Source organism: Calditrichota bacterium (assembly GCA_014359355.1).
Lineage (GTDB): Bacteria > Zhuqueibacterota > Zhuqueibacteria > JANLFK01 > Oleimicrobiaceae > Oleimicrobium.
The window spans coordinates 1-6,303 of sequence record JACIZP010000264.1 but is presented as its reverse complement, the minus strand read 5'-3'; the positions used below and the strand labels follow the sequence as shown (position 1 = coordinate 6,303).

Annotated in this window: 7 protein-coding genes; 5 read left to right on the top strand and 2 right to left on the bottom strand. The window is 60.0% G+C overall.

Annotation, left to right across the window (positions count from 1 at the left end; genetic code table 11):
* From H5U38_11700 to H5U38_11680, 5 genes are all read left to right on the top strand, one after another.
* The coding region (locus tag H5U38_11700; protein MBC7187687.1) for an electron transfer flavoprotein subunit alpha/FixB family protein at positions 1-105 on the top strand (105 nt) is incomplete at its 5' end.
* Between the two features lie 35 nt (positions 106-140).
* Entirely contained in the window at positions 141-1,316 is a 1,176-nt protein-coding gene (locus tag H5U38_11695; GenBank protein MBC7187686.1) for a (Fe-S)-binding protein, read from the top strand.
* 73 nt (positions 1,317-1,389) lie between these two features.
* Complete coding sequence (locus H5U38_11690) at positions 1,390-2,262, top strand: MBL fold metallo-hydrolase (protein MBC7187685.1); 873 nt, start codon at positions 1,390-1,392, stop codon at positions 2,260-2,262.
* 33 nt (positions 2,263-2,295) lie between these two features.
* Entirely contained in the window at positions 2,296-3,636 is a 1,341-nt protein-coding gene (locus H5U38_11685) for a 3-hydroxyacyl-CoA dehydrogenase family protein (protein ID MBC7187684.1), read from the top strand.
* 249 nt (positions 3,637-3,885) lie between these two features.
* Positions 3,886-5,133 carry a 3-ketoacyl-CoA thiolase gene (locus tag H5U38_11680; GenBank protein ID MBC7187683.1) on the top strand — a complete coding sequence of 416 codons (1,248 nt, stop codon included), beginning with the start codon at positions 3,886-3,888 and terminating at the stop codon, positions 5,131-5,133.
* Between the two features lie 188 nt (positions 5,134-5,321).
* Here the strand turns inward: H5U38_11680 and H5U38_11675 are convergent, their stop codons facing one another.
* Both H5U38_11675 and H5U38_11670 read right to left on the bottom strand, forming a co-directional pair.
* The gene (locus tag H5U38_11675; GenBank protein ID MBC7187682.1) at positions 5,322-6,116 is read right to left on the bottom strand and encodes an enoyl-CoA hydratase/isomerase family protein; all 795 of its coding nucleotides are present in this window, start codon (positions 6,114-6,116) and stop codon (positions 5,322-5,324) included.
* A 55-nt stretch (positions 6,117-6,171) separates the two neighbouring features.
* Positions 6,172-6,303: biotin/lipoyl-binding protein (locus H5U38_11670; protein MBC7187681.1), on the bottom strand; the 132-nt coding region annotated here is incomplete at its 5' end.

Here is a 6,303-nt window from a genome sequence, read left to right as displayed (position 1 = left end):
CCGAATGCGCCAATTTTCGGCGTGGCGGATTTTGGTGTCGTCGATGACCTGTTCAAGGTGCTGCCTGCGTTGACGGCCGCGTTGAAGGCGGCACAGGCTGAATAGCCGGCAGTAGAGCCGCGTATGGAGCCTTAGAACGCATGCCAAGACCTATCGTTCCGATTCCGGAGATTCGCGAGGCCATCCTGGAGCAAGGTGGGCAGGACGTTTACAAGTGCTATCAGTGCGGCAAGTGCATGAGCGCTTGTCCCTGGTTTGCGGTTCGGGTAACCAACTACCCAGTCTATCGCTATCCGCAAGCGGTAAAGCTGGGGTCCGTCACTGCCACCGAGAACAAGGAAGAACTGGCTGCAGAGGTAGTGGACATCTTCCGTTGCCTCGGTTGCGAGGCATGTCGGAAGACCTGCCCACGGGGTTTGGACATGCCAGTGGTGCTGCGTGCCGTGCGGCGCGTATTGAGCGACTTTGGGAGCGTGCCCCAGGAGATAAAGGCCGCGGTGAGCAAGGTGCGAAGCAGTGGCAACCCTCTTGGCGAACCGCGAGAACGAAGGGACCAGTGGGCGCAGGGGCTCGATATACCCACCTTTTCCTCCGAAATGGAATGGTTGTATTTCTCATGTTGCCTGCCTGCATACGATCAACGCGCGCAGTCCATGGCGAGAGCCACTGCCAGCATCCTCCGGCGGGCCGGCATTTCCTTCGGCATCCTTGGCCAGCATGAGGCATGTTGCGGCGAAAGCCTGCGTAAGGTTGGCGCAGAAAAACTCTTTTTGGAGCTGGCCAAGGCCAACATTGCCGCCTTTCGTGCGGCAGGGGTAAGGCGTATTGTCGTCACCTCGCCTCACTGCCTGGCAGCATTTTCGGGGGACTATGCCGAGTGGGAACGTGGCCTTGAGGTGGTGCACGAAACGCAGCTGTTCGCCCATCTCATGCGCGAGGGGAGAATTGTGCCCCAAAAGCCACTGCCCAGGCTTGTGACCTACCATGACCCTTGTCTCCTGGGGCGTAAGCAGGGCATTTATGAGGAACCACGCCTGGTCTTGCGGAGCATTCCCGGACTGCGCTTGGTGGAAATGGAGAACTTTTCCCGCGATCAGAGCATCTGTTGTGGTGGGGGTGGCGGTGGTCTCTGGCTGGATTGGCCAGTGGAGGAACGCGTCACCAATGCGCGGCTGTTACAGGCCGCGCGCACCGGGGCAGACACCCTTGCCATCGCCTGCCCTTATTGTCTGCGAATGTTCGAGGATGCCGCAAAGGTGCTCAATCTGCCCTTGCAGGTGAAGGCGGTAAGCGAGTTGCTCTTGGAGGCACTGTAAGCGAAGTCGCTGAGGTATCCGTTGCCTTTGCGGCCGGCGGCCAGGCCCACTCATCCTGTCACAGGGAGAGACAATGCGCTACCTGGTCGGTGAGTTCGAACTGTGCTTTCTCAGGGATGGTGCCTTTTGGCTCGACGGGGGAGGCTATTTTGGCGTTGTCCCGAAGGTACTGTGGCAAAAACTGGTGTACGCCGACGAAAACAATCGCGTGCGCCTGAGTATCAACCCTCTTCTCGTGCGGACGCGCGAGCATCTGGTTCTCATCGACCCAGGTCTGGGAGACAAGTGGGACGAGCGGCTGCGCTCGATCTACCGGATTGAGCGGACCCCGTCACTGCAGGAGTCGCTGACGGCCTATGGATACAGAGTCGAGGAGATCGACATCGTCGTGGCGACGCACCTCCACTTCGACCATGTGGGGGCGTGCACTGCAATGGATGCCCACGGAAACGCCGTACCTGTATTCCCCAATGCGCGGCACTTTTTCCAGAGAGGGGAGTGGGAAGATGCTCTCCACCCAAACGAACGTGCGCGTGCCGCCTACGTGGCCGCCGATTTTGTACCGCTCGCTGCAGCAGGCCTCGTGCAGTTTGTTACGGGCTCTTCGCGCATCGTAGAAGGCGTGCGGGTCGAGGTAACCGGCGGACATACGCGGTGCCATCAGATTGTGCTTATCGAGTCCAAAGGGGAGGTGGCGGCCTACTTGGGCGGCATTCTCCCCGCGGTGTCTCACCTGCCCATCGCCTACACTATGGGCTTTGACCTATATCCGGTGGCCGTCATGGACAAGCGGCGTGAACTTTACCAACGCGCCATTGAAAGAAATTGGCTGGTTTGCCTTGAGCACGACTGTGCGGTCCGCGCTGGGCACATAGAGAGAGCAGGTGACAAATACCGGTTTGTCCCTGTGGTGCAGGCGGCAGACACTGATTCGAGGCCGTCATAGAACTGCCTTGTGAGCAATCGGGAGGAAGCCGGCATGACGCTCGACGAAAGGTTGCAGAACGTTGCCGTGATCGGTGCGGCAGGCAAGATGGGGACTGGTATCGTGGCGCTGCTGGCGATAGAGATGGCCAAGCTGCGCGCTAAGAGGGAAAACCGCCACAAGGTCTACCAGCTGCACTGCATCGATGTCAACGAGGCCGCACTGGACGGCCTGCGCGCCTACGTGAAGGCGCAGGCAACCAAGGCGGCGGAAAAGTCGATCGTTGCTGTCCGCGAGCTCTACGCTGACCGCGAAGACCTCGTGGAAAACTATGAGGTGATCGGAGAGTTTGTGGAAACTGCCCTTGGCATTTTGTGGCCAGGCACAGAACTGGCAGCCGCCAAGCGGGCGCACATGGTCTTTGAGGCCGTCATCGAGGACAAGACCACGAAGGTGGGACTGCTACGCTCGCTCCGCGAGTTGTGCGCGGAGGACACATTCTTTTTCACCAACACCTCGTCAATTCCCATCGGCCTTCTGGACCGGGAGGCTGGTCTGGGCGGGCGGCTGATCGGCTATCACTTCTACAATCCTCCCGTGGTGCAGAAGCTGGTCGAGGTAATCAGCCCGGCCGGCGTCGTTCCGGAACTGCCAGAGGTGGCCGCCGAGCTCGGGGCACGGCTGGGGAAAAAGCTCTTTCCGGCCAATGACATTGCCGGTTTCATTGGCAACGGCCATTTTTCGCGCGACGGCCTCTATGCCTGCCAAGAAGCTGAACGCCTGGGTAGGGAGTTTACGCTGGCAGGTGGTATGTACCTGATGAACAAGGTGACGCAAGACCTTCTACTCCGGCCCATGGGGATTTTTCAGCTGATTGACTATGTGGGCGTGGACGTGTTCTACTACCTGCTCAAGGTAATGAATGAGCATATTGAGGGCGAGGAGCTACAGAGCGACCTTATCGATCGGTTCTTCCAGCTTGGCATTATCGGCGGCCAGCGCAGCGACGGTAGCCAGAAGGATGGCATCATGAAGTACGAGAAAGGACGACCAGTGGCCATCTTCGACTTGGAGAGGGGCGAATACCGCGCCTTTGACCCAAAGGGATGGACAGGTGAATTGGACGCAAGACTTGGTCCTTACCCCGAGGGCTACCGGCCGTGGAAGGAGCTCCTCGGCGCCCCGAAGAGGGAGGAATACCTGCGCCAGTTCTTCGCCGCGCTGTTTGCCTCCGGTACCTTGGGCGCGCAACTTGCAGAGAAGTACCTCCGTCATTCGAAGGCGGTGGGGCAGATGCTCGTGAACACCGGTGTGGCTAATTGCGCTGACGACGTGAACGGCGTCTTGATGAACGGTTTCTACCACCTGTACGGTCCAATCAACGACTTCGTGTGAGGCTCGCATTGAGGCACATGAGCGGCGGCGAGAGCCACAGCGTGAGGTGGGCCGGCGAAGAAGTGCCATCTGCGGACGGGGCTCGCGGAGCTTCAGGGCAATGGTGGCGCCTGTCTCGAGAGAGCTCCGACCGTCGAGGTGGGGCGAATTGCGAGAACCGGGTAAGACAACTAGTCGATGGCCAGTGGCGAGGTAACAAGGCTGACGCTTCACAAGAAAGCGATGCCCAGGCGACAAAAGGAGGGAGGCATGAACAAGCTCAGGAGGGCGGTGTTCGCAACAGCTGGATACAACACGATCTCGATGGGACCCGGTCGAAACGAATTCCATCCCAAAAAGCCACGTCCGGGCATTGAGCACTATATCCTGGAGGCCGGGCGCGGGGCCATCCAACAGATTGGCTCAGCCGAGTTCATCGATGAGGCAGTTATTGGTAACTTCATGGCAGCCCGCTTCTGCCGCCAGGGGCACTTGGCGGCTTTCCTGCCCGCGGTTGACGAAGCGCTGCGTTTCAAGCCGTGTACGCGCACCGAAGGAGCGTGCGCCTCGGGAGGCTTGGCGGTGTACACCGGTATCAAGAGCATCTTGGCGGAGACTGCCGAGGTTGTCTTGGTGATCGGTGTCGAGGTACAGAACACGGTCAAGGCGGTGTACGGGTCGGACATCCTGGCCGGGGCAGCCCACTATGCGGGCGAGCGAAAGGCGGGGCATGCGTTCTTCTTTCCGGCAAAGTTCGACGAACGCGCCGCCGCCTACTTTGCCCGCTTCGGGCAAGAACGCACCAGGCGAGCCATGGCCATGTGGTATGCGCAGGCCGTCGAGAATGCGCGGCGCGAGCCGAAGGCCCAGGAGTACCACAACCGAGCCGAAGACCTTTTCGCTCTGGGCATGACCCCTCCCAATCCCAAAGCTTTCCTGCCCAACCTAAACATCTACGACTGTTCCAAAGTCTCCGATGGTGCCTCGGCCATTGTGCTCGCCTCCGAGGAAGGTTTGGCCCGACTGGGCATCCCGCGCGCGCAGGCCGTGCGACTGCTTGGCATGGGTGTGGCTGAGAACGACATCACCGCTGCGCCGCCAGAGTTGACAGAACTGACCACCACCCGGGCTGCCGTTGAAAAGGCCTATAGGATGGCCGGGCTCCAGGCCAGCGACATCGGTGTGTGTGAAGTCCATGACTGCTTCACCATCAGCGGCCTCCTTTCCCTGGAGGCCGCGGGATTCGTGGGACCAGGGGAAGCGCCTGACTTCGTCGCCGGCGGCGAAACGCGCCTCGGCGGCACCGTTGCCTGCAACACCACCGGGGGGCTCATCGGCTTTGGCCACTACACCGGGGGTACGGGCGTACGACAGGTGGTAGATCTCTGGCGTCAACTGACCAACAACGCCGGGCAGTGCCAAGTGAAACTTCGCTCAGGGCGCCGGTATGGCATGAGCATCAACATGGGGGGGAACGACAAGACAGTCACAGTCTTCATCTTCGCCCCTGCCGAGTAACAAACACGACAGTCCGGGCAGAGGGGTAGGGTGGAGCCGGACGTTGCGTTTAGCCTGCGGGTGGGGTCGTGGCCGTGGCCGGGCTTCTGGCTCGGCAAGCCGAGAAAACTCGTCCGATTTGGCGGCTAACAGATTCTTACCTTCTTGGGGGCGAATCGCCTGCACAAGAGGCCAAGAGGCGTGCCGGGTCAGCTTTGCTTCCACACCGGCGCCCGCTTCTCAAGAAAAGCGGCAAGCCCTTCGTAGGCTTCGCCGGTGAGAAAAGTTTGCATGAACGCCTCATTCTCCAGGCTGCTCCCTGCGTCCAGGTCGAGATCCACGCCTCTGGTGATGACCCGTTTTGCCCACCGTACAGCCAGCGGGCCCTTGCTGGCGATGGTACGCGCCAAATCCATCGCCACAGAGAGCAGCTCATCATGCGGGACGACTTTGTCCACTAAGCCGATATCCAGAGCGGTCTGCGCGTCGATGAGCTCTCCTGAAAGTATGAGCAGTTTGGCCCGCCCTGGTCCAACCAACCGGGGAAGGCGCTGGGTGCCGGCGAAGCCGGGAATGAGCCCCAGGTTGACCTCAGGTTGCCCGAACTTGGCTCGATCCGAGGCGATGCGAACATCGCAGGCCATCGCTAACTCGCAGCCGCCGCCGAGAGCAAAGCCGTTGACGGCGGCAATTACTGGGGTGTCCATCGTCTCGATCTTGCGGAAAAGCTGCTGGCCAAAAGCCGCAAATGCCCGTGCTTGCTCCGGCGACAGACTCTTCAGTTCGGCTATGTCGGCGCCAGCCACGAAGGCCTTTCCCTCGCCAGTGAGAACCACTGCCCGGACCGTCTGGTTAGCGGCAACTTGACTGAAAACCTCACTCAACTCGCGCAGAACGACGCTGTTCAGTGCGTTTAGGCTTTCCGGTCTGTTAATTCTCACTAAGGCCACGTTTTCCGCGACGGTCCGTTCAATCCACTTGGGGCCTGCGTCGTTACTGCTCATGGCTGCGCTCCTTATGCCTGGCGTTTGCTTTACTACCCAAAGTTGACTCTGACGGTCAAGCGTTGCTCTCAACCTCATCTGGCTCGATCTCAAGCAGGGGCTGTCCTGCATCCACAAGTGCTTCTTGGCTATAGTTGAGCCTACTCACTGTGCCGCTGACTGGTGCGCGAATGTCATGCTCCATTTT